General features: G+C 37.5%; 17 protein-coding genes and 1 riboswitch. Of the genes, 15 read left to right on the top strand and 2 right to left on the bottom strand.

What is annotated here, in order from left to right:
* Positions 1 to 119 precede the first annotated feature (119 nt).
* The gene (locus VCHSUH03_RS06175; protein ID WP_105094398.1) at positions 120 to 1,349 is read right to left on the bottom strand and encodes an aminopeptidase; all 1,230 of its coding nucleotides are present in this window, start codon (positions 1,347 to 1,349) and stop codon (positions 120 to 122) included.
* 111 nt (positions 1,350 to 1,460) lie between these two features.
* On the opposite strand from VCHSUH03_RS06175, the gene VCHSUH03_RS06170 reads away from it, so the two are divergent.
* From VCHSUH03_RS06170 to VCHSUH03_RS06140, 6 genes are all read left to right on the top strand, one after another.
* Positions 1,461 to 2,030, top strand: a complete 570-nt coding sequence (locus VCHSUH03_RS06170; protein WP_105094397.1) for a ComEA family DNA-binding protein — start codon at positions 1,461 to 1,463, stop codon at positions 2,028 to 2,030.
* The gene (locus VCHSUH03_RS06165; protein WP_105094401.1) at positions 1,987 to 4,209 is read left to right on the top strand and encodes a ComEC/Rec2 family competence protein; all 2,223 of its coding nucleotides are present in this window, start codon (positions 1,987 to 1,989) and stop codon (positions 4,207 to 4,209) included. The genes VCHSUH03_RS06170 and VCHSUH03_RS06165 overlap by 44 nt, the downstream gene beginning before the upstream one ends.
* An 11-nt stretch (positions 4,210 to 4,220) precedes the next feature.
* Positions 4,221 to 5,198 carry a DNA polymerase III subunit delta gene (gene holA / locus VCHSUH03_RS06160; protein ID WP_105094396.1) on the top strand — a complete coding sequence of 326 codons (978 nt, stop codon included), beginning with the start codon at positions 4,221 to 4,223 and terminating at the stop codon, positions 5,196 to 5,198.
* Positions 5,199 to 5,200: 2 nt separating this feature from the next.
* The gene (locus VCHSUH03_RS06155) at positions 5,201 to 8,989 is read left to right on the top strand and encodes a PolC-type DNA polymerase III (RefSeq protein ID WP_105094395.1); all 3,789 of its coding nucleotides are present in this window, start codon (positions 5,201 to 5,203) and stop codon (positions 8,987 to 8,989) included.
* Between the two features lie 549 nt (positions 8,990 to 9,538).
* A complete protein-coding gene (locus tag VCHSUH03_RS06145; RefSeq protein WP_105094394.1) occupies positions 9,539 to 9,748 on the top strand; it encodes a hypothetical protein in 210 nt (69 codons plus the stop codon).
* A gap of 57 nt (positions 9,749 to 9,805) precedes the next feature.
* The gene (locus tag VCHSUH03_RS06140) at positions 9,806 to 10,264 is read left to right on the top strand and encodes a hypothetical protein (RefSeq protein ID WP_105094393.1); all 459 of its coding nucleotides are present in this window, start codon (positions 9,806 to 9,808) and stop codon (positions 10,262 to 10,264) included.
* 96 nt (positions 10,265 to 10,360) lie between these two features.
* Here VCHSUH03_RS06140 and poxB read toward each other — a convergent pair whose 3' ends face one another.
* On the bottom strand, positions 10,361 to 12,103 hold the full coding sequence (poxB, locus tag VCHSUH03_RS06135; RefSeq protein ID WP_105094392.1) for a ubiquinone-dependent pyruvate dehydrogenase: 1,743 nt from the start codon (positions 12,101 to 12,103) through the stop codon (positions 10,361 to 10,363).
* A 296-nt stretch (positions 12,104 to 12,399) separates the two neighbouring features.
* Positions 12,400 to 12,515: riboswitch (FMN riboswitch) on the top strand.
* Between the two features lie 68 nt (positions 12,516 to 12,583).
* On the opposite strand from poxB, the gene ribD reads away from it, so the two are divergent.
* The 9 genes from ribD to VCHSUH03_RS06090 all read left to right on the top strand — a co-directional run bounded on the left by ribD (position 12,584) and on the right by VCHSUH03_RS06090 (position 22,006).
* Entirely contained in the window at positions 12,584 to 13,798 is a 1,215-nt protein-coding gene (gene ribD / locus VCHSUH03_RS06130; RefSeq protein ID WP_105094391.1) for a bifunctional diaminohydroxyphosphoribosylaminopyrimidine deaminase/5-amino-6-(5-phosphoribosylamino)uracil reductase RibD, read from the top strand.
* Entirely contained in the window at positions 13,779 to 14,435 is a 657-nt protein-coding gene (locus VCHSUH03_RS06125) for a riboflavin synthase (protein ID WP_105094390.1), read from the top strand. The genes ribD and VCHSUH03_RS06125 overlap by 20 nt, the downstream gene beginning before the upstream one ends.
* Positions 14,436 to 14,453: 18 nt before the next feature.
* On the top strand, positions 14,454 to 15,656 hold the full coding sequence (locus VCHSUH03_RS06120; RefSeq protein WP_105094389.1) for a bifunctional 3,4-dihydroxy-2-butanone-4-phosphate synthase/GTP cyclohydrolase II: 1,203 nt from the start codon (positions 14,454 to 14,456) through the stop codon (positions 15,654 to 15,656).
* Positions 15,657 to 15,728: 72 nt separating this feature from the next.
* On the top strand, positions 15,729 to 16,190 hold the full coding sequence (gene ribH / locus VCHSUH03_RS06115; RefSeq protein WP_105085641.1) for a 6,7-dimethyl-8-ribityllumazine synthase: 462 nt from the start codon (positions 15,729 to 15,731) through the stop codon (positions 16,188 to 16,190).
* Positions 16,191 to 16,385: 195 nt separating this feature from the next.
* Positions 16,386 to 17,264 carry an Hsp33 family molecular chaperone HslO gene (hslO, locus tag VCHSUH03_RS06110; RefSeq protein ID WP_105085640.1) on the top strand — a complete coding sequence of 293 codons (879 nt, stop codon included), beginning with the start codon at positions 16,386 to 16,388 and terminating at the stop codon, positions 17,262 to 17,264.
* A 110-nt stretch (positions 17,265 to 17,374) separates the two neighbouring features.
* A complete protein-coding gene (gene mtnP / locus VCHSUH03_RS06105; RefSeq protein ID WP_105085639.1) occupies positions 17,375 to 18,169 on the top strand; it encodes an S-methyl-5'-thioadenosine phosphorylase in 795 nt (264 codons plus the stop codon).
* Between the two features lie 42 nt (positions 18,170 to 18,211).
* On the top strand, positions 18,212 to 19,276 hold the full coding sequence (mtnA, locus tag VCHSUH03_RS06100) for an S-methyl-5-thioribose-1-phosphate isomerase (RefSeq protein ID WP_105094388.1): 1,065 nt from the start codon (positions 18,212 to 18,214) through the stop codon (positions 19,274 to 19,276).
* A 75-nt stretch (positions 19,277 to 19,351) separates the two neighbouring features.
* A complete protein-coding gene (locus tag VCHSUH03_RS06095; protein WP_105094387.1) occupies positions 19,352 to 20,596 on the top strand; it encodes an adenosylhomocysteinase in 1,245 nt (414 codons plus the stop codon).
* A 120-nt stretch (positions 20,597 to 20,716) separates the two neighbouring features.
* Positions 20,717 to 22,006, top strand: coding sequence for an amidohydrolase (locus VCHSUH03_RS06090; protein ID WP_105094386.1), 1,290 nt, complete (start codon positions 20,717 to 20,719; stop codon positions 22,004 to 22,006).
* Positions 22,007 to 22,091: the final 85 nt, after the last annotated feature.

Raw genomic sequence — 22,091 nt, 5'->3', positions numbered from 1 at the left:
CAGATCATTCAATGCCCTCTTTAGAGGGCCACCACTAGAGAAAGACCCTTATAGGGTCAGAGCAAACCACCCGTTCTACGGGTGGTTATGATTTTGCTATTTTAAATTAAATACCTAAATTATACTTGTAAACGACCGTCAATCATAATATCAATAGCTTGACCATCACGAGTGTATCCTTTAATATTCATGCGTTCATGACCAATCATAAAGTCCACATGTGTTAAGGAGTGGTTTAAACCGCGTTCTTTTAATTCTTCTTCGGATAAACCATCGCTGTTTTTGAGGCATGTAGGATAAGATGCGCCAATCGCTAAATGGCAGGATGCATTTTCATCAAACAATGTTTCGTAGAAGATTTGGTTAGATTGGCTAATTGGACTAAAGTGATCCACTAATGCAACTTCGCCAAGGTAGTGGGAGCCTTCATCAGTTTCTACTAATTCTTTTAGCACTTCGTAACCTTCTTTTGCAGTGTATTCTACGATTTTACCTTCTTTAAATGTAAAGGAGAAATCAGAAATCGTATTGCCATGGTAAATTAATGGTTTTGTGCTGTACACAACGCCATTTACACCATTATATTGAGGGGCAGAGAAAACTTCTTCTGTAGGAATATTAGCATTGAAAATAGTACCATCTTTAGCGGATTCTTCACCACCCAGCCAGATATGTCCTTCTGGTAATTCTAATAAAAGGTCAGTGCCATTTTCACAGGTGTAACGCAAAGATTTTAAGTCTAATTTATTCAATGCTTCACAGCGGCGACGTAATTTTGCCATGTGATGACGATATGTATCTTTTGGTTCGATACCTTCAATGCGACAAAGTTTTAATAATGTTGTCCATAATTGGTCGATTTTTTCTTCGTCAGTACCTTCATAGCCAAGTAAATCTGCCCATAGAACAGTTGGTACAGATGCAACACACCATGTAACAGAAGAGTTCATAATAGCTGTATGATAGAAGGATAATGCTTTATTTAAATTGCGAGACTGTAAAGAGATACGATCTGTTGGGATTCCTTCTAATGCTTTTGGATTAGCACTGATTAAAGATAAGAATGCTGCCTTATCATCGATGTATTGCTTATAGAATTCAGGAATCCAGTTAGCAGGCTTTTCTAAGACAGATTCTTTAGCATGTAATAAACGTTGACGCGCGATAGGGGAACATCTCCAGTTAAGAACAACCTCTTTTGCTCCTAGTTCATAAGCTTCTTCAGTTACGATTACTGCGAAGTCTTTATTTTCTACATCAACAGAAATAACTAATGTTTGATCTTGTTGTAAATTTACGCCGTACTTTAGTAATGTATGGGCGTATTTTTTTAATGTTTCTTGATTCATAAATTCTCCTTTTATTCGACATCAATTATAAAAGTCCTGCATATGTGACTAATAGAGTCAACGATAGGACTTTACTATTTTATAGGGAAATCCTTCAGTAGGAGGTGCACTATGAAATATAAATTGAAGCCGTATATGATAATTGTATTAATCCTATGTGTTTTGGTAGGAATTTATTTCCTATGGCCTATTATAACAGATGAAAGCGATTCTGTCCTTTCTGACGGGGCAGTAGATGGAAATTCTTCTATATCAAATGTAACAGAAATATCCAATAAACCTATTGCTTATATTACGGGGGCCGTAGTCTCACCTGGTCTGTATGAACTTGAAAGTTCTGCAACAGTAGGAGATGTCATCAAGCTAGCAGGAGGACTGTTACCCTATGCAGATGTAGAGTCTATTAATATGGCTAAATCTGTGACTGGAGGAGATCATATCCACGTAGTTTTTAACTTTCACGGAAATCCTGAAGCGTTATTGCGTGGTAATAAGATAAATATTAATACCGCCACTGCTAAAGAACTAGATGCTTTGCCCGGCATTGGGCCTGCTATGGCAAAGAGAATTGAAGAGTATCGTTCACAAAAGGGTCCCTTTACATCTGTTGAAGGCATCAAGGGGGTGAAGGGAATTGGTGATGGCCTATTTAAGAAGATTAAAGACAAAATTACAATTTAGTCATCGAGATAGCAACAATGATGGACTCTTCCATGATGTAAATGATATTAATGGGAACAGTAAGGTTTTAACGCATAGCCAATGGGCACATATTATATTGGGTTCTATAATTATTGGTACAATATTAGGCTATGGTCAGTATTATCCAGTACTTAATCAGATGCGATACATCTTCGGTATTGGGTTAGCTATTATAGTTGTAGGTATTTTCAAAGCATTTCAATCGTCTAATAGATGGCATATACTTAGCAAGTTAATCATCTTAGTCCTTGTTTTAGTTGGTTTATCTTATTATCAAACAGATTTACGGATTATAGATTTCAATAGTTATACATCATATTATTTACAACAAGAAGGGGAATACCTTTGCACGGTTGTAGATGCTCCTGAAAAAGTAAATTTGAATGGACAGGAGTATTACAAATATACTATTGATATTCATGGCCTACATCCCTATAAAGATACTGCAAAAAATGACTATATTAAAGCACAGGGTCGTTTGCAGGTATACTCAAAGGTATCTACTACGAACTATCCCATACGACTAGGAGAATATGCAATTATTGAAGGTACACCAAAGCCCTTGTTCCTCATTGAAGAGGAAGGTCGTATTAATCTTAGAGGCCGATATATGAGCTCAAATACAAGAGGTCGTATCTATGATGGTATATATCGCTCTGCCAGTAACAAAGATTTACAAATATTCCACTATAAAGACACACTTTTTGAAAAACTATATAGGAAAGGCCTATTAATTTCTGGAGTATTACGGGAATCGATAGATACGAATATTGGGCACAATCTAGAAGGACCACAAAAGGTATTAGGTCAAGCGTTAGCATTAGGTGGACATTATAGTGAGCTCGGAGAAGAACAAATGAAGGCTTTCTCCTATACAGGGCTTATCCATATTTTGTCCATATCCGGTTCACATATTGCATTATTATTAGCATTAATATATGGAATTGGACGACTTGTACAGTTACGAAAGCGTACCTGTCTTATCATTGGTATTCTAGTAGCATGTTTATATTGTGGTATTGTAGGCGGCGATGCACCTGTTCTGCGTGCTACGATGATGAGTATACTCATGTGTGTCGCCTATATAAAGGGACGACTCTATCAGGCGAAACAAGCGTTATGTATATGTGCTATTGTAGGTATCTTATATGATCCGTTCTCCTTATTTGATGTAAGCTTTCAACTGTCCTTTGGAGCAACTTATGGCTTACTCATATGGGGAAAGGTTTTATATGAGCGGATACAGTGGTTACCAAGATGGATAAAAACACCACTAGTATTATGTGTATCCGCACAATTATTAATTTTGCCGTTACAGCTCTATTACTTTCATTATATTAGCATTGCTAGTTTGCTAGCAGCCTGTATAGTGGCGCCCCTATTAGATATATCCATAGTTTTAATATTTGTAAGTACTTTAGTCAGTTACGTACTTCCTATATCGTTAATGTGGTCTTTAGTAGATGTACTACTGCGAATATCCTTATATTTAAATCATGTGTTAGGGCGTAGTGGCAGTCTACTATGGCTTGGTATGATGCATCCTTATTGTGCTTATATATATTATGTGCTATTAGGTTTATTTACGTATTTTTTGACGCATAGAAAAAGATATACTGTACATATAGTAATATCATTATCTTTAATGATGTTAACCTTTGGTGCTTCCTATTATGTTACGCATCATCATCAGGATACATTAGTTCATTATATTCCAATGAAGCAATGTAATGTTTTACTTTGCATAGAACCTAATCATGAAGGGGCCCATCTATTAATTGATGCGCCAGACCATATTAAAACGACGCCTAATGAAAGGCTTGTTAATCAAGCTATAAGAGCATATGGGGTCAATCCAAAAGTTGTAAAGGTAGACTACTTTCATAGTAACGGATCTGCAAAAACAATATATAAAAATAGTATGAACCAAATCGTCGTATATAATGGACAAAGTAGAGAAAAAAATCTAAAATTAAATGATAAGACTAAATCATTATATATAACGAGTCGGTCTAGTGTAATGGCTGAAATTGGACGTATTTCACCGACTAGTACGGTTCTATTTGGAAGTCCTCATGGTGCGTTACGCGATGTGGATCCTTCATCAGAACACATGTATATAATGGGGTACAGCTATATTGAAGATATGTATCTGTGAAAGGAGGAACTATGGCACATATTCAACTCATTTATGGCGATGAGCCACAATTAATTGAAGAAGAAAAACGCAAATTTTTAAGTGCCTATCCAGACCTTCCAGTGACAGTATTGGACGACGAAGCTGGACCACAGAAGATAAGTGAAAAGCTCTGTGAAGACTCTCTCTTTGGGGATCAAAAGGTATTCTGCTTAGTTAATTTGCCTATCATTCGTAAAAGCGGTAAAAATAGCGATGCTTGGATTCCATTGTATGAGCTCATCATGGAATATAATGGAGATAATCCTATTCTGTTGATTTATCATGATATGATTGATAAACGGATTAAACAGAATAAAGAGATTCTGGATAAAATACCAAATCACCAATGCAAGCGACTTGAAGGGGCAGACCTTGTGATGTGGATACGTCAGTACTGTACGTCTCATGGCTTTAAAATGACGCCTGATGCACAGGAATATGTAGCTCATCTCATCGATTTGTGGCAAGATGTACCAGTTTCTTTTATGAGAACCGAGTTTGATCGTTATTTTTTACAAATTACAGGGGAAAAGGTCATTACCAAAGAATTCCTCGAAGAAAATGGCAGTGACTACGGAGCTAAAAATATTTTTACCTTTAAAGAGGCTCTGTTAAAACGAGATATTGATACATTGCTGGAACTATTTCCATTTATGTTTGGCTATAAAGAATTAGACCGTGCTATGAGCTATATTGAGGGGCAATTACGTTTACAGCTACTGGTCAGTGAATGTCGACAAGCGGGAATGTCTGTTCAAGCCATACAAAACTTGTGTAAGGACCATGATTCGTCATTTAAACCATATCCGATTAAGTTGGCTTACGAAGCAAGTCCTAGAATTTCAGTTAAGGCCTTGCGAGCTTTATTAAAAGGGCTCTATGAGATTATTTTAGATAGTCGTAGCAGTAAGGGCGATATTTGGCGATTTAGAGATTTATGTATTACCTATTGTGGGTATAAGGGATAAAAATGAAAGTACGTTATCGTGTTGTACCAAAACAGAATAAAAAATCATCCTTCTATGTGAACTGTCATAGCCAACATGTGACGATACAAGCAGCAGACTCTGCGTTTTCTACATTGCTTAGTTTGCGTGAAAGATTATCTGCATGGTATAAGGAAAAAAATATTTCTTTTGATAATATTCCAACGAATACAGATACAGCTTGTTGTTTCGCCTGGAAGGTAGATACTGAAACAGGAGAAGGCTTAGATACCTACTATTATGGCGGTGGCTGTGGTGCAGGTGAATGGATTGAGGCCGCAGAGGCACAACGGGAAGCTGAAGAGGCTAAAAATCAAGCGCCTAGAGGTAAATCCTTTGCTGGTTATGATCATGAAGATGAATTTGACGATTTTGATGATGATTTTGCACCGTTCGTAGAAGCTGTAGAGCTGGGCTACTTTAATAATAGCCCTGTAGTTGTTTCTAGGCCTAATCAAACGGCTGCAGCATCTAACAATAGTGATACTATCGCATCTGTGAGCAGTACACCTAAAGCAAGTAAAGGTTTTGCACATAAAAGTACTACAAAACCTACTGCTAAAGGTAGTGAAGGGGATAGTAAATATCCTCGTCGTGCGCCGAAGGATGCTCCTACTGATGAAGGCATGATTTTAGGGCCTAAAATTGAAGGGGTTACTTCTAAAATTATGGGTACCTTGGATACACCTAGCGTCATCTTCGAAGGTGTACTTGTAGGTTTGGATAAACGTGATACTAAGACTGGTAAAAGTATTGTTAACGGCAGCATCGTAGATGATACGAATAGTATTAAGTTCATCAAGTTTACGAATAGTCCTGAAGAAGGGGATGCGTTACTTAAACAGTTAAAAGGTTTGCAACGTGTTCGTGTACAAGGTAGCGTAAACTTTGATGATCGCTTTGATAAAGACTACATCCTATCTATTCGTAGTATTGAAGCTTTGGAAACGACTAGTGTAGAACGCACTGAGAACCGTCCAGACTCACGTGTAGAGCTTCACTTGCACACTAAGATGAGTGATAAGGATGCTCTTGTATCTGTTAAAGATTTATTCAAAACAATAAAAAAATGGGGTCATCCAGCAGTTGCTATTACAGACCACGGCGTTGTTCAAGCCTTCCCAGAGGCCCAAGCCCTTGGTAAGGAGTTAGGCGTTAAGGTTATTTATGGTGTAGAAGGCTATCTTATTGAAGATGAAACAGTAGCTCGTGATGAAGAACCTGTTGTAGATAAGAAAAAGAAGAAGGAAAAAGATAAACGATACCATATTATCTTACTTGCGAAGAATATGGTAGGTTTGCGTAATCTGTACAAGATGATTTCCATTTCTCATCTAGAACATTACAAGGTTCGCCCACGGTTGCCACGTTCCGTTATTGAAGAACATCGTGAAGGCATTATCATTGGTTCTGCTTGTGAAGCTGGGGAGCTTATGCAATCCATCGTTCGCGGCGCCACCAAGGAAGAGTTATTAGAAGTTGCATCCTTCTATGATTATTTAGAAGTTCAGCCACATACGAATAATATGTTCCTAGTTCGTAAAGGCCTTATGCCAGATGAGCAAGCCCTTATCGATATGAACAAAACCGTTATCGAATTAGGTGAGGCCTTAAACAAACCTGTATGTGCTACTTGTGACGTTCATTATTTGACACCAGAAGAGAAGATTTATCGTGAAATCATGTTAACTGCTTGTGGCTATCCAGATGCAGATGAACAACCAGATTTACATTTGCGTACAACTGATGAAATGCTTGAATCCTTCCCTTATTTAAGTGAAGAAAAAGCTTATGAAATAGTTGTTACCAACACTCGTGCTATCAATGATAGCATTGAAGATATAAAACCAGTTCCAGACGGTACATATTCTCCAAAGATTGAAGGCGCCGATGAAGCTTTCACAGAAATGTGTTATAGAAATGCGAAAGCCATTTATGGTGATCCATTGCCACGTGTCGTACAAGAACGTTTAGACTATGAATTGGATTGTATTATCTCCAATGGTTATGGTGTATTGTATTACATCGCTCATAAACTAGTAAAAAAATCTCTTGATGATGGGTATCTTGTAGGTTCTCGTGGTTCTGTAGGTTCTTCCTTTGCAGCAACCATGTCTGAAATTACAGAGGTAAATCCATTACCGCCACATTATGTATGCCCTAATTGTAAGCATTCTGAATTCTTTGAAAAGGGCGAATACGCAGGTGGTTTTGACTTGCCTCGTAAAGATTGTCCTGAGTGCGGTCATGCACTGCAAACTAACGGCCATGATATTCCGTTTGCTATCTTCCTTGGTTTCGAAGGTGATAAGGTTCCAGATATCGACCTTAACTTCTCTGGTGATTACCAAGCTAAAGCTCACAAATATACGGAAGAGCTATTTGGACGTGACAATGTATTTAAAGCTGGTACAATCGGTACTATCGCGGATAAAACTGCCTTTGGTTATGTTAAAAAATACGCTGAAATTAGAGATATTCAAGCTCGCAGTGGTTTCTTTGAACATCTAGCAAAAGGCTTTACAAACGTAAAGAATACTACTGGTCAACATCCAGGTGGTATTATGGTATGTCCGCGTGATATGGATGTGCATCACTTTACTCCGATTCAGCATCCGGCGAACAAGAAGGAAAGTGGCGTATTAACAACACACTTTGACTATCACTCCATCGAAGGTCGTATGACTAAGCTCGATATTCTTGGTCATGATGATCCTACCATCATTCGTATGCTAGAGGATTTGACTGGTATAGATGCTAAAACTATACCGTTCGATGATCCTCGTACATTAAGTCTATTCTCCTCTACAGAGGGTATTGGTTTAACGCCTGAACAATTACAAGGTGACCAAGTAGCTAGCTTGGCTGTGCCGGAATGTGGTACGAAGTTCGTACGGGGCATGCTTGAAGACTCTCGTCCTCAAACATTCTCTGACTTAGTTCGTATCTCTGGTTTCTCTCATGGTACCAACGTATGGCTCGACAATGCGCAAGACCTCATTAAAAATGGTACTTGTAAGTTGAACGAAGCTATTTCTACCCGTGATGATGTAATGAACTTCTTAATTCATCGCGGCATGGATCGAAAGCATAGTTTCTTCGTAATGGAGAACGTACGTAAAGGGAAGGGCATTGAAAAGCGCAATAAACAGGGTCAAGCTACGACGGAATTTGAAGCTGAAATGCGGGAAAACAATATTCCTGAATGGTTTATTGAATCTTGTAAAAAGATTTCCTATCTATTCCCACGGGCTCATGCGGTAGCCTATGTAATGATGGCCTTCCGCATTGCCTGGTTTAAGGTATATCATCCATTAGCATTTTATGCAGCATACTTCTCCATTCGAGCGAAGGCCTTTGATTTGCGCATTATGACGGGTGACCTTAAAACGCAAATGACTGAGTTCAATCGTATTAAGGCCCTCGATCGCGGTGCCAGTCCAAAGGATAAGGACCTTATGAGCGCCTTAGAAGTATCTATGGAAATGTATCAACGGGGCTATCGTTTTGTTAATGTAGACATTCAACACTCCGAAGCTAGACGCTTTAGCATTAAAGATGGTGCTTTATTACCGCCATTCCTAGCTATTGACTCCTTAGGTGAAACAGTAGCTGATGCTATCGTAGCTGAACGAGAAGAACGTCCGTTTACATCTCTAAAAGACTTGCAACGTCGTTGTAAAGTATCTAATACCATCATTGATTTAATGAAAGAACTCAAATGCTGTGGTGAATTACCTGAAGACGAACAAATGTCACTATTTGGGGCATAATAAATTACAAAATAAGCATTAAATATAAAATAAGCACTATATACCAAAAAGGTGATATAGTGCTTATTTTTCAATATTTTGCTAAAATACAATTAATAATTAATAATATTACTCACTATAACTATACTACGAGGAGAAAATGATTTTTCTTTTTTTAACATTAATGGCTGTTATTACAGTAGTAGTTCTAGCTAAATCAAAAGAAATATATTTTGTATCTGCTTCTTTTTAAAAGAAGTAAATCTTTTTTATTTTTACAAATCTTCCAAGTTTTAGTAATTTATTTAGGTTTAATTTTTGCTGATTATAGTAATAAAATATTTGCTATAGTTCTATTCTTAGTATCTATATCCGAAATGCTTAAATTGGTTTATTTGAAGAAGATCGTAAATAATGAGATTAATAAAGAAACAAATATGCCTTATAAATTAACTGATGTTATTAGTAGATTAAACATCTATAGTCGAATTATCTTTATTATTGTACTCAATACTTTTGTTAATTTTCTTGTATTTAAGTAAATTTTTCTGATAAAGGGAGTGTTAGGAAATGATAAATAAGCATAAAAATCAATCTGTCGAAATAGAATTTTGGGATATTGAGCCCGAGGATATTCCTGAGTTAGAAGAATCAGATATTCCAGGTGTATACTTTAACGAATTTAGGGAATATGTTGATCAAGAGGGGAATGTATTGTCACCATCAGATCTAGATGCAATACGGTATAAAGACGATTACGAGGACGATTATTATAGATAGAAATAATTAAAATGTCATATTTATATTATTTTTTATATTACAGCGAGTTGGTTAGTTATGAGAGTTCCTATATATGAAGCTTTAGCACACTATAAAAGAAATGAAATGTTACCTTATACAGAGTATTTTGGTTTGGGATTTTTTTCGGATATTTCATTAGCTGAATCGACATTAGCTGAGTCTAAAAAATTAGTTGGGTTTTCTGAATTAAATGATGATTCCTTTTCTATAACAACTCACTATTTAAATGATTGTGCTCATATAGGTAATGAAGTTAGTTATGAAATAATAAACAACAAAATCTATGGTGTTTGGTATGATTATGATATAGATGATTATTATACATGTTCAGGATACATAGGTTTATTTAGTACTTTAAAATATGCTGAGAATGCATTAGAGTGGTATAAAACTTGGGATATATTTAAAGTATATGGCATAGAGAATTTGGGAATAGCTACTATCACTCTTAATTTAAGGGGATGGACTGAAGGATTTATAACAGTAAATAATTAATTTTAAGTAAAAATAGGTGTCATCATTTGATGACACCTATTTTTTGAAAGTTTTGCAGTTTATTTATTTTGAAAGATTTTGAATATTTGGCAGATCTTAGTACAGAGATTTATATTTCATCCAGTTTGTTTTGGCCATTTCTTTGAGTTCTGTACCGCGGCCATCAAGGATTGCATTGATCAAATATTTGCTGAAGCCTTTAGCTTGTTGGTAAGCAATTTTCGGAGGCATGGCAAGTTCTTGTTTGTCTACGTGAACATTGACGATCACAGGACCATTATGGTTGAGAGCTTCCATGATTTTTTCGTCTACTTCACTAGAATTTTGAATGCTTACACCTTTAATACCAGCCGCTTCTGCAAGTTTACCGAAGTCTGGATTTACAAAGTCCGTAGCATAGTCTAGGTATCCAGAGGCTTTCATTTCCATGGCGATAAAGCTAAGTTCTTCGTTGTTAAATACAAAGATTTTAACAGGCAAGTTAAGTTGTTTTAATGTTAACATTTCACCCATCATCATTGTGAAACCACCATCACCAGAGAGGGAGATGACTTGACGATTTGGACATGCATTTTGGGCACCGATGGCATGCATCATAGCATTCGCCATAGAGCCGTGATTATAAGAACCTAAGATGCGACGTTTACCATTTGTTTTTAAATGGCGTGCAGTCCAAATTACTGGTGTACCTACGTCAAAGGTAAAAATAGCATCGTCAGCAGCTAATTTATTAAGACGATTTACGAAGTATTGTGGATGGATTGGCACACCATCTGGTTCAGCTACTGCATAGCTGTCTAAGTCACCTCTAAATTTAGTATAGGCTTTACGGACTGTGTCGATAAACTCAGTATCGCCACGTTGAGCGACTAGAGGTAACAATTCTTTCAATGTATCTTTTACAGTACCAATAATACCTTGTGTAAGAGGTACACGGCGTCCTAAAGCACTAGGATCTCTATCCACTTGAATGACTTTAGCATTTTCCGGATAGAATGGACGGTAAGGGAAGTCTGTGCCAAGCATTACGAGTGTATCGCATTGCTCAATCGCACGATAACCGGATGTATATCCTAATAGACCAGTCATACCTACATCATATGGATTGTCCCATTCAACCCATTCTTTACCTCTAAAAGCATGTACTACAGGCGCTTGTAAGCGTTTTGCTAATTCCACGACTTCATCGTGAGCACCTTCACAGCCTGCACCACAGAAGAGGGTAATGCGTTTACCTGTTTCTAAATGGGCTGCCATTTCTTCGATATCTTCGCGTTGTGGAACAATATGAGGTAAACGAGGGTGATGCCATACTGGTAATTCATCAATTTCCATTTCCATTACTGCTACATCGCCAGGAAGGACGATAACAGCAACATCTTGATTACCAACTGCTGCATTCATAGCACGGAATAGGATTTCAGGCATTTGTTTAGGATTGGATACGAGTTCGCAGAAACAAGAGCATTCTTTGAATAAGTTTTCTGGATGTGTTTCTTGGAAATAATTTAACCCAACTTCAGATTGAGGAATGTGAGAGGCAATAGCTAATACTGGAACACGATTGCGATGACAATCAAAGAGACCGTTGATCAAATGTAAGTTACCAGGACCAGAACTACCTGCACAAACTGTAAGTTTTCCAGTTAAAGAAGCTTCTGCACCTGCAGCAAAGGCTGCTGTTTCTTCATGTCTAACATGTTCAAAAGCAATCTTACCATTGCGACGTAAACTATCGTTTACAGAATTCAAACTATCGCCAGTGATACCATAAATGCGATCGATACCCGCATTGGCTAAGACTTCTATAAGTACATCAGAAATTCGTTTTTTTGCCATATTATCACCTATATTTAATAAACAATATCAATTACGCATGGTTATCAAAACCATATATATATATTATATTAGACCTATTTGTAATGTAATTATGTGATAAATATCACTATTTAATGTATAGATAGTTTATATATATTTATATTGTTTGTATTAACATATTTTCCATCTAAAAAAATAGAGATATAATAATAGTATTTTTATTATAGGTTCAATATTTAATATCTTTTCTCAATACAAAACTCTTATTCTTGCATAACCCTTATAAAAGTGTTACTATTAATTCAGAAACGAAATAGATGAGTCTTTGGGGATAGGTGAAATTCCTTACCGGCGGTATAGTCCGCGAACCTTTTAGGTATGAATCGGTGCAATTCCGATACCGACAGTAAAGTCTGGATGAGAAAAGACGAAGCACATTTTACGTGCGTATTTATGATTACCCAAGGACTATGTATATAGTCCTTTTTTTATTGAGGTGATATGGTGGATGACGTAGCATATATGAAACGCGCCATTGCACTGGCAAAATTAGCCACAGGTCACACTTCGCCAAATCCTTTGGTTGGTGCCTTAGTGGTTAAAGACAATACAATAATCGGTGAAGGTTATCATCATAAAGCTGGTACAGCTCACGCTGAGGTTCATGCCTTAAAACAAGCTGGTGATAATGCTAAAGGTGCTACTTTATATGTAACATTAGAGCCATGCTCTCATTATGGTAAAACTCCACCTTGTGCGCTGCGTATTATCGAGGCTGGCATAGCTAAAGTTGTAGTAGGTAGTAAAGATCCTAATCCACTAGTATCTGGAAAGGGCATGGATTTACTCCGTGAAGCAGGTATAGAGGTTGTTTGCCCCGTATGCAGTGAGGAATGTGCCGAACTAAATGAGCATTTCTTTACATATATACAGACAGGTAAACCTTTTGTAACTATTAAAAGTGCTATGTCACTAGATGGTAAGATTGCCACTTTTACAGGCCAATCCCAATGGATTACAAATGAGTCCTCCCGCCGAGATGGACATGTACTGCGTGCCACACACGATGCTATGCTCGTTGGTATTGGCACAATTTTAGCAGATAATCCTCAATTAAACTGTCGTTTAACTGAGACTGAATTATCTGCGGCTTTATTAGATACGAGCATACTTGATGAGCCCATACATGTTCATCAGCCAGATGTAATTATATTGGATAGTCTAGGAAGAACGCCTACTAATAGTCAGGTTTTTAACGTAGAAAATCGGAAGGTTCATATCTTTGTAGCTAAAGGCTGTCCAAAGGAGCGGATTCAAGCTTTAGAAAAGGTTGGTGCCATTGTTACGATTGTAGAATCTATTTCTACACGTAAAAGTAAAAGCACTGATATCGTTATTGATATCAAGAAATTATCTATTGATGATATTCTTACAAAACTTGGAGAACTAGGCTATACATCAGTTCTAGTCGAAGGTGGTTCAGCCATCATTAGTTCCTTTGTTGAAACGATGAATTTTGATAAAGTTGTAACTTACATAGGAAATACAATTATCGGTGGTACTGATGCTACTCCTGCTGTAGGTGGTCGTGGCTTTGAAAGTTTAGAAGCTTCACCTCAATTAACTTTCACAAAAACTAAAGTATTAGACAATAACATTCGCATCGAAGCGTATCGTCAAGGAAGGAGGGGCGCTTATGTTCACGGGAATCGTTGAAGAAATTGGCCGTGTAGAGAGCATTAAAAAGGGCCCTAAATCCTTAGCCATAACAATTCGGGGGAATAAAATATTTAGCGATTTAAAAATAGGTGACTCCGTAGCTGTTAATGGTGTATGTTTGACGGCTACAACGATTGGTAATGGTGTATTTACAGCTGATGTTATGCCCGAGTCAATCAAGATGACTACTTTTACAAATTTGAAAGTTCATCAACCTGTGAACTTAGAGCGTGCTATGCTCGCCAATGGTAGATTTGGTGGTCATATTGTGGCAGGTCACGTAGATGGGATGGGCCGCATCATTAATCGGGAACAAACGGATAATGCCATTATCTTTACTGTAGAGGCGCCGAAATCCGTAATGGATTACGTTATTTATAAGGGTTCCATTACGATTGATGGAATTAGCCTCACCATTATGCGACGAACGGACAGCAGTTTTTCCGTATCTATCATTCCTCATACCTTGGGCGAAACAATTTTAGGCTCTGCCCATATTGGTACGGAGGTTAATTTAGAAACGGATATCGCTGGTCGATACATTCGTCATTTTATGAATCTTGGTAGTGAACCTACCGAAGATAAACCTAAGAAATCTATGCAATCCCTCTTAGTAGAGAATGGATTTATATAAAGAGTAAGGAGTGTTCCTATGAGCGAACAATTACATTCTATTACAGAGGTCTTAGAAGACCTTAAAGCTGGCAAACCTGTTATTATTGTTGATGATGAAAGCCGAGAAAACGAAGGCGATCTTATCATTGCGGCTGAGTTTGCTACACAAGAAAATATTAACTTTATGGTTAAATACGCGCGCGGTATCGTATGTACGCCTATGCGCCGTGAAGCTTTAGAAAAACTTGGCATTCCTGCCATGGTTACTAAAAATACAGACAATCATGAAACTGCTTTCACCGTTACTGTTGACCATGTAGATACTACAACAGGCGTATCTCCAGCAGAACGTGCTTATACAATCCAAAAATTACTAGATCCTAATGCTAAACCTGAAGACTTCCGTCGTCCTGGTCACGTGTTCCCTTTAGTATATAAAGAAGGTGGCGTTCTAGTACGCCAAGGTCATACTGAAGCATCTATCGACCTTTGCCGGTTAGCAGGTCTACAAGAGGCAGCTGTAATTTGTGAGATTACAAAAGATGACGGCGATATGGCACGTCTACCAGATCTCATGAAATTTGCGAAAGAACACGATTTAAAAATTGCTTCCGTAGCAGAGCTTATCGAATATCGTAAACAGCATGAAGACATGGTTGAACTTGGTGCTTGTTCTAAATTACCTACTAAGTTTGGTGATTTCAATATCTTTGTATTCAAAAATGAATTAGATAAAAAAGAGCATTTAGCTATCGTCAAAGGTGATGTGCAAAACTGTAGCGATGTGCTTGTACGTATTCACTCTGAATGTTTAACTGGCGATGTGTTTGGCTCTAAACGTTGTGATTGTGGCGAACAACTAGATAATGCGCTACGTGCTATCGAAAAAGAAGGCAAAGGCGTTGTAGTATACATGCGTCAAGAAGGTCGTGGCATTGGCTTAACAAATAAAATTAAAGCCTATGCATTACAAGAGCAAGGCCTAGATACTGTAGAAGCAAATGAACAATTGGGCTTCCCAGCAGATATGCGTGAATATTCCTTAGCAGCTCAAATCATTCGATTCTTGGGTATTAAGAGTATTCGCTTATTAACGAATAATCCTGAAAAACGTCATGGCTTAGAACATTGGGGTATCGATGTAACTAGTCGTGTACCGCTTATCATTGCAGCGAACAAATTCAATGCAGGTTACTTGAAAACAAAAGAAGAAAAAATGGGTCATATGTTAGAAGACTAATTATTTAGTTCTATTTAACAAATTGCTTGTCACATAAGAATTTCCTTTATAGGAATATAGGAGGTCAACATAATGAAGGTTCAAGAAGGTAATTTACTAGGTAGCGGTAAAAAATTTGCTATTATCGGTTCTCGTTTTAATGAGTTCATTACTTCCAAATTAATCGGTGGCGCTGAAGATTGCTTATTACGTCACGATGTAAAAGAAGAGGATATTACTGTTATTTGGGTACCAGGTGCTTATGAAATTCCATTGATTGCTAAAAAAGCTGCTTCATCTGGTCGCTTCGATGCGGTTATTTGCGTTGGTGCTGTTATTCGTGGTGCTACAACTCATTATGACTATGTATGTAATGAAGTAGCTAAAGGTATTGCTCATGTTTCCTTAGAAACTGGTATTCCTGTTATGTTCGGTGTAGTCACTACTGAAAATATTGAACAAGCTATTGAACGTGCTGGTACTAAGGCTGGTAATAAAGGTTATGATTGTGCCATGGGCGCTATTGAAATGGTTAACCTTATCGATCAATTCTAAGAAGACTATCAAAAACACTCAGTATCTTATGGTACTGGGTGTTTTTATAATATCGAAAATATGTTCTTTTATATCAAAAATAGAGTAGACGAACATATATTCTCTATAATTTGAAATGTAATTCTATGACATGATATACTATATAAGCACTTATAAGTGCATATGATGTATTAATTAGAAATAAGGAATGACAGAATGGATTATATAAAACGTTTTACGACCCGCGAAGGAGTCCGTATGTCCTTAGCGGTAACAACAGATACTGTTGAAACAGCTCGCGTACGTCACGATTTGTGGCCTGTAGCAACGGCTGCTTTAGGTCGCGCTATGACAGGCGCTATTTTATTAGCTGGTGATTTTAAAAATCATGAAAATGTAAGTTTGCGTATTAAAGGTGATGGTCCTCTAGGCGTAGTTCACGTAGATGCTTTTGCAGATAATACGGTTCGTGGCTATGTGGATGAGCCACATGTAGATGTACCTTTAAAACGAGCTGGTAAGCTTGATGTAGGTGCTGCTGTTGGTCATAATGGTGAAGTACAAGTTACTCGCTTTACTCAATTAGCACAAGATTATACCTCTACAAGCCCAATTCAAAGTGGTGAAGTAGCAGAGGATTTGGCGTACTATTTATATGCGTCTGAGCAAGTACCTTCTACTATTAGTTTAGGTGTATTGGTAGACCCAGATTATCATACAGTTGTAGCTGGTGGCTTTATCGTACAAGCTTTACCAGATGCTACAGACGAAGCATTAGCACAAGTAGAAAAGAATATAAACGAACTTGGTCCTATTACAGAATATTTAAAAGCTCATCCAGATGGTAAGGGCCTAATGGAACGCGTTCTTGATGGCTTGACTGTGAATGAAGTATATAATGAACCAATTCACTTCCAATGTCGTTGTGGACGGGATCGCTTTGGAGCCGTACTTATGACATTAAGAGAAGAAGATAAACAGGCTATTTTGGAAGATGAAGTAACAGAACTTGTATGCCATTACTGTAATGAAAAGTATCATTTTAGTCGTGAAGAGTTACAAGATATGTTCGCGCCTAAAGGTCCAATTCAATAAAAACTTTATAATATATAGAAAAAATACAGGCTACTAGGTTTTTCCTATAGCCTGTTTTTGTATTCTATGAGAAAATAAAAGATAAGAGTTATTAATATTAGGAGGTCACAATGAGTGCAATTGGCATAATTGGTGGTACTGGTGTTTATGATCCGTCCATCTTTGAAAATATTCATGAAGAATCCTTAATGACACCATATGGTGAAATAGATTATGTACAAGGTACATACCATGGGAAAACAGTAATCTTTGTGGCTCGTCACGGCAAAGATCACACAATTCCTCCACACAAAATCAATTATCGTGCTAATATTTGGGGGCTCAAAAAATTAGGCGTTACATTTATCATCTCTACCACTGCAGTAGGTTCCTTGAATGAAAACTTCAAGCCTGGTCATTTCGTTTTGACTGACCAATTCTTAGATTTTACTAAAAACCGCATCACTACATTCTATGAAGGTGGTGACCGTCCAGTAGCACACTTGGATGTAACAAATCCGTATTGCCCAGAATTACGTGATGTTCTTCAAAAGGTAGGTACTGAACAAGGTCTTACAATTCATAATGGCGGTACTTATGTATGTACGGAAGGTCCACGCTTTGAAACACCAGCGGAAATTAAAATGTTCCACATGCTCGGTGGGGATACCGTAGGTATGACAAATGTACCTGAAGTAAATTTAGCTAATGAAGCTGAAATGGCATATGCTACGATTTCTATGATTACCAACTATGCAGCAGGTATTTCTGAATCTGCTCTAACACATAGTGAAGTGGTTGAAATGATGGGGGATATGGCTGCTCAACTTAAATCACTTATTTTAGGTGCTATTGATGTAATCGATGTAGATGCTCGTTATGATGCGCATAATCGCATGCATGAATATGGTGGCTTTAAACTATAATACATTCATAACGAAGCAGAATAGTTCATCGAAGGAGAAGGTATGATTAATATTGAATGGCGTAAAGATACGTTGGTGCTATTAGATCAAACTAAATTACCTACTGAAATTACTTATGTTCACTGCACGGATTGGCGTCAAGTGGCTGAGGCTATTAAAATGCTTCGCGTTCGCGGGGCACCTGCCATTGGTGTAGCTGCTAGTTATGGTCTAATTTTAGCTGCTATGGAAGCAGGCCGTTTAGAGTCTCCATTTAGTGAACAACTTACAAGCTTATATGAATTTAGCGAGACTTTAAAAGAAACTCGGCCTACTGCAATTAACTTGGCTTGGGCTATAGATCGGGTGATTTCTTTAGTAAAAGGTCAAGTTGAAAGTATGTCCTCTATGAGTGATGTGGTAGACCTCATTACGAAGGAAGCCATTACTATTCATGAAGAAGACGTATCTTTGAATCGTCGTATGGCAGAAGCAGGAGCAACTTTATTTGAAGGTCAAAAGAATATTCGTATTTTGACCCATTGTAATGCCGGTGCATTAGCTACTGGTGGTTTAGGTACAGCACTTGGTGTTGTCCGTAAGCTTCATGAAAATGGTCAATTGGAACGAGTATATGCGGATGAAACACGACCATTATTACAAGGTGCTAGACTTACTGCATTTGAGCTACATGAGGATGGCATCCCTGTAACATTAGAAACAGACAATATGGCTGCTTATGCGATGCAACATGGCCTTATTGATGCAGTTATCGTAGGTGCAGACCGCATCACTACTAAAGGTGATGTAGCTAATAAAATTGGTACTTATGGTGTGGCTGTGCTAGCTAAATTCCATAACATTCCATTCTATGTGGCGGCACCGTATAGTACATTTGACTTTACCTTAGAAAATGGTAGCGATATTCCTATTGAGATGCGCGATGATTATGAAGTGACATCGTTACATGGTGTTCAAACAGCACCTAATGGTATTGATGTACTAAATCCAGCTTTCGATGTTACACCACATGAGCTAGTGACTGCTATCATTACTGAAGAAGGTGTTTTAAAACCAAATTATGAAGAGTCTATTGATAAGTTGCGTCAAATTGTAGAATCTAAATAACAAACAAATCCAAGTGGGTTTACTATCAAATCTTTATTTTAACTATATCAACTCATATTAGTAAAAGGAGTTATTATGCAATCTTTAATTAAAGATATTAATTTAGCTGCAGAAGGCCGTAAAAAAATTGATTGGGTTTCTAACTTTATGCCTACATTGAATACCTTGGGCGATCGTTTTGAAGCAGAACAAACTTTCAAAGGTCAAACTATTGTTGTAAGTGTTCACTTGGAAGCAAAAACAGCATATTTAGCCACTGTATTAAAACGCGGTGGCGCTGATGTTATCGTAACTGGTTCCAATCCATTATCTACACAAGATGATGTTGCGGCTGGTCTTGTTGACATGGGCCTAACTGTATACGCTTGGTATGATTGTACTGAGGAAGAATATTTCAACTTCCTTAACAAGGCTCTTGATCATAAACCACACATTATTATCGATGATGGTGGTGACTTGGTAAACTTGTTGCACACAACACGCCAAGATGCAAAAGAACGTTTGTTAGGTGGTAGTGAAGAAACTACAACAGGTGTACATCGTTTATATGCATTAGAGAACGCTAAACAATTGACATTCCCTATGATTGCAGTAAACGATTCCTACTGTAAATATCTCTTTGATAACCGTTATGGTACAGGCCAATCCGTTTGGGATGGTATCATGCGTACTACTAATTTAACTGTAACAGGTAAAAATGTTGTCGTAGCTGGTTACGGTTGGTGCGGTAAAGGCGTTGCTATGCGTGCAAAAGGCCTTGGTGCTCATGTATATGTAACAGAAGTAGATCCAATTAAAGCGATTGAAGCTGTATTCGATGGTTTCAAAGTATTGCCTATGATTGAAGCTGCTAAAGTAGGGGATATTTTCTGTACTGTAACAGGTTGTAAAGATGTTATTGTAAAAGAACATTATGAAGTAATGAAAGATAAAGCTATCTTATGTAATGCTGGACACTTTGATTGCGAAGTTAATGTAGCTGATCTTACAGAACTTGCGATAAGTCATGAACGTGTTCGTCAAAACATCGAAGGCTATACTATGGCAGATGGTCGCAAGCTTTACGTATTAGCTGAAGGTCGTCTTGTTAACCTTGCAGCTGGTGATGGTCACCCTGCAGAAATTATGGACTTATCCTTTGCTATGCAAGCCCTTGCTGCAGAGCATATCTTGAAAAACGGCAAAGAAATGGAGCCAAAAGTATATGTATTGCCACATGAATTAGATGCGGAAATTGCAAAACTTAAATTGAACTCCATGGGCTATGATTTAGACTCTTTAACACAAGAACAAATCGACTATCTAACAAAAGTAAACTAATATTGAATGGAAATATAATAGTAAATAATAGGCTTAGGTGTATTATTACTACTATAAACTTTCAGAATTAATAACTATAACCGAGCTATTATGGCTCGGTTATACCTATGAGGGAAGATTATGTCTGATTTATTGATTACTCACGTAGATGTCCTCACCGATGAGGGTGTTCTTAAAAATCATGCCATTGAAATTGAAAATGGTTATATTACAACTATTTTAAATGATAGTGAAGCTATCAAGGCAAAAGACAATGCTAAGGAAGTGCTAGATGGTAAAGGCCAATTGGCAGCGCCAGGTCTTGTAAATACGCATACTCATATTGCGATGGGGCTATTTAGAAACTATGCAGATGATCTTGAGCTTATGGAATGGCTTGAAACTGCAATTTGGCCGACAGAAGCAAAACTAAACGACGATTATGTACGTTATGGCACACAACTTGGTATTGCTGAAATGCTGCGCACTGGTACTACAACCTTTAGTGACATGTATTTCTTTATGAATACTACGGCTGAGGTAGTAAAAGAAACTGGTATTCGATCTGTATTATCTCGCGGCTTAGCAGGTGTTTCTCCAACAGCAGATCAAGCATTAGTTGAAAATGCTGATTTATTCCGCACTTGGAATGGCTTTGATAATGACCGCATCAAAGTGTTACTTGGACCACATGCACCATATACCTGTCCAGATGCGTACATGGAAAAGGTTATCGCTTTATCTCATGAATTAAACTGTGGCATTCATATGCACTTGTCCGAAACTAAAGGGGAAGTGGAGAATGTTATTAAAGCTACAGGTAAAACTCCAATTGCTCATATGCATGATCTAGGGTTATTCTGGAATACTACATTGGCTGCACACTGTGTTCATGTAACAGACGAAGATATGGACATTATGGCTAAAAACAATGTAGCTGTAGCACATAATCCACAATCTAACCTTAAATTAGCAAGTGGTATTGCACCAGTGCCTGAAATGATTGCAAAAGGTATCACTGTTGGGCTTGGTACAGATGGTTCCGCATCTAATAATAATGCGGATATGCTTGAAGAAGTACGCCTTGCTGCTACATTACATAAAGCACGCCTCTACGATCCTAAAGCCATTCCTGCACAAGCTGCATGGAGTATGGGTACCGTAGAAGGTGCAAAAGCATTAGGCTATAAAGATCTTGGTGTATTAGCAAAAGGGTATCGTGCAGATATCGTGCTATATGACGTTTCTGGTATGCACTGGATGCCTCGCTATAATGATTTAGCGGCACTTGTATACTCTGCAAATAGTTCTGATGCTAATACTACAATTGTAGGCGGTAAAGTTCTTATGAAAGACAAAGAATTGCTTACAATTGACGAAGAAAAACTTCGTGCTGAAATTACAAAAGCTCAAGAATATTTTAGAAACTAATATTTATTAATTACTATTAACTTGTCTATGGGCTAATATATTGATTAGCATATAAAGAAAACCCACTCATGATACTTCATAGAGT

It is taken from the genome of Veillonella infantium (genome assembly GCF_002959895.1).
In the GTDB taxonomy this organism is placed as follows: domain Bacteria; phylum Bacillota; class Negativicutes; order Veillonellales; family Veillonellaceae; genus Veillonella; species Veillonella infantium.
This window is presented reverse-complemented; position numbering and strand designations above follow the sequence as displayed.

What these genes read in the sequence shown, in the direction of transcription:
- VCHSUH03_RS06175 (WP_105094398.1), bottom strand. Translation starts at nt 1,349, where the DNA reads ATGAATCAAGAAACATTAAAAAAATACGCCCATACATTACTAAAGTAC.
- VCHSUH03_RS06170 (WP_105094397.1), top strand. Translation starts at nt 1,461, where the DNA reads ATGAAATATAAATTGAAGCCGTATATGATAATTGTATTAATCCTATGT.
- holA (WP_105094396.1), top strand. Translation starts at nt 4,221, where the DNA reads ATGGCACATATTCAACTCATTTATGGCGATGAGCCACAATTAATTGAA.
- VCHSUH03_RS06155 (WP_105094395.1), top strand. Translation starts at nt 5,201, where the DNA reads ATGAAAGTACGTTATCGTGTTGTACCAAAACAGAATAAAAAATCATCC.
- VCHSUH03_RS06145 (WP_105094394.1), top strand. Translation starts at nt 9,539, where the DNA reads ATGATAAATAAGCATAAAAATCAATCTGTCGAAATAGAATTTTGGGAT.
- VCHSUH03_RS06140 (WP_105094393.1), top strand. Translation starts at nt 9,806, where the DNA reads ATGAGAGTTCCTATATATGAAGCTTTAGCACACTATAAAAGAAATGAA.
- poxB (WP_105094392.1), bottom strand. Translation starts at nt 12,103, where the DNA reads ATGGCAAAAAAACGAATTTCTGATGTACTTATAGAAGTCTTAGCCAAT.
- ribD (WP_105094391.1), top strand. Translation starts at nt 12,584, where the DNA reads ATGGTGGATGACGTAGCATATATGAAACGCGCCATTGCACTGGCAAAA.
- VCHSUH03_RS06125 (WP_105094390.1), top strand. Translation starts at nt 13,779, where the DNA reads ATGTTCACGGGAATCGTTGAAGAAATTGGCCGTGTAGAGAGCATTAAA.
- VCHSUH03_RS06120 (WP_105094389.1), top strand. Translation starts at nt 14,454, where the DNA reads ATGAGCGAACAATTACATTCTATTACAGAGGTCTTAGAAGACCTTAAA.
- ribH (WP_105085641.1), top strand. Translation starts at nt 15,729, where the DNA reads ATGAAGGTTCAAGAAGGTAATTTACTAGGTAGCGGTAAAAAATTTGCT.
- hslO (WP_105085640.1), top strand. Translation starts at nt 16,386, where the DNA reads ATGGATTATATAAAACGTTTTACGACCCGCGAAGGAGTCCGTATGTCC.
- mtnP (WP_105085639.1), top strand. Translation starts at nt 17,375, where the DNA reads ATGAGTGCAATTGGCATAATTGGTGGTACTGGTGTTTATGATCCGTCC.
- mtnA (WP_105094388.1), top strand. Translation starts at nt 18,212, where the DNA reads ATGATTAATATTGAATGGCGTAAAGATACGTTGGTGCTATTAGATCAA.
- VCHSUH03_RS06095 (WP_105094387.1), top strand. Translation starts at nt 19,352, where the DNA reads ATGCAATCTTTAATTAAAGATATTAATTTAGCTGCAGAAGGCCGTAAA.
- VCHSUH03_RS06090 (WP_105094386.1), top strand. Translation starts at nt 20,717, where the DNA reads ATGTCTGATTTATTGATTACTCACGTAGATGTCCTCACCGATGAGGGT.